1 protein-coding gene and 1 pseudogene are annotated in these 1,325 nt (G+C 59.3%); both read left to right on the forward strand.

Annotation, left to right across the window (positions count from 1 at the left end):
• Positions 1 to 380: pseudogene (locus FVF58_RS51050) on the forward strand (class I poly(R)-hydroxyalkanoic acid synthase); the annotation flags it as partial.
• A gap of 370 nt (positions 381 to 750) precedes the next feature.
• Positions 751 to 1,325, forward strand: a 575-nt coding sequence (locus FVF58_RS51055; protein ID WP_188131245.1) for a YihY/virulence factor BrkB family protein, incomplete at its 3' end; no start/stop codon positions are given.

Consider the following 1,325-nt stretch of genomic DNA (forward strand, 5'->3'; position numbering starts at 1 on the left):
GCAAGAATGCCGCGGTGTCCGAAGGCGCTGTTGTGTTCGAGAACGAACTGTTCCAGCTGACCCAGTACGCCCCGCTTACCGATCAGGTGGCGACGCGACCGCTACTGATCGTGCCGCCGTGCATCAACAAGTTTTACATCCTCGACCTGCAGTCCGCAAATTCGTTCGTTCGCTTTGCCGCAGAGCAGGGAAATACGGTCTTTCTGGTGTCCTGGCGAAACCCCGATGCCGCGTGCGGACATTTTACGTGGGATGACTACCTAAGTCAGGGCGCGATTCGTGCCATCGAGGTAGCGCACGCAATCAGTGGCGCAGATAAGCTGAACGCGCTCGGCTGGTGCGTGGGCGGCACGATCCTGTCGTCGGCGCTCGCAGTGCTACCGGAGCACACCGCAAGTGACAAGTCCGAAAAGGATGTCAACATGGCGGATGAAGAGACCTTGCCCGCCAGCGACCCACCTGCGACAGTGAGAAACAAGCCGGATTGAGTCAGAGGACGGCGAAGAGGCCGGTTCACCAACGCTCAATGAGCCGTATCCAGCAGATACCGGACCGTCCCCGCATCTACCGACGAATTCGCGCTCGAGAGTCCATGGCCTTTGCGGCGCTCCGCGGCATCGTTATCGGGATGCTCATAGCGCGGTAGAGAGGATGTCCAGAAACCGTTGACCTGTATCTCTAGCAGGAGCGGCCAGTTAGCCAGGCTCTCTTTTCCAGTCTGCCGTACAGGCGTAGCGCGTGAGGTCCCGCATGTTGCGTGAACTAAAAAATCAAGCCGTCCCGCGCAAGCTAACCTTGATGGCCATCGCGCGGACGGCCATCAGCAAATTCTCGGATGACCGTTGCTCAATGATGGCCGCGAGCATCGGCTTCTTTTCCGCCTTTTCGCTTGCCCCAACCCTCCTCATCATGCTTGCTGTCGCCGGGTGGTTCTTTGGCCCGGACGCAGCGAAAGGGCGGCTCTTTGAACACGTCAAGGGCGTTCTTGGCAACGACGCTGCGAGCGCAATGCAATCTCTTGCCGAACACGCACACAGGTCAAGCGGAAGTGGCGTCGCCGCAGCACTATCCATTGCCCTTGTGGCTGTCGGTGCTTCGGCCACGTTTTCGTCGCTCAATACCGCTCTGGATGTCGTGTTTGGCGCGGAGTCGCCCAAAGGTATCGCCGGACTAGCGCTCCTGCTGCGCGCCCGTCTGGTTTCCTTCGGAATGGTCATGGGATTGGGCTTCCTGCTGGTGGTTTTCCTTGTACTGGACGCAGCCCTACAGCTTGCCGGCCATGCGATTTTTGGTGACTCCAGTTTGGTTGTGCTCGCGGCGGTAGG

Origin of the sequence: Paraburkholderia panacisoli (assembly GCF_008369935.1) — a bacterium.
Lineage (GTDB): Bacteria > Pseudomonadota > Gammaproteobacteria > Burkholderiales > Burkholderiaceae > Paraburkholderia > Paraburkholderia panacisoli.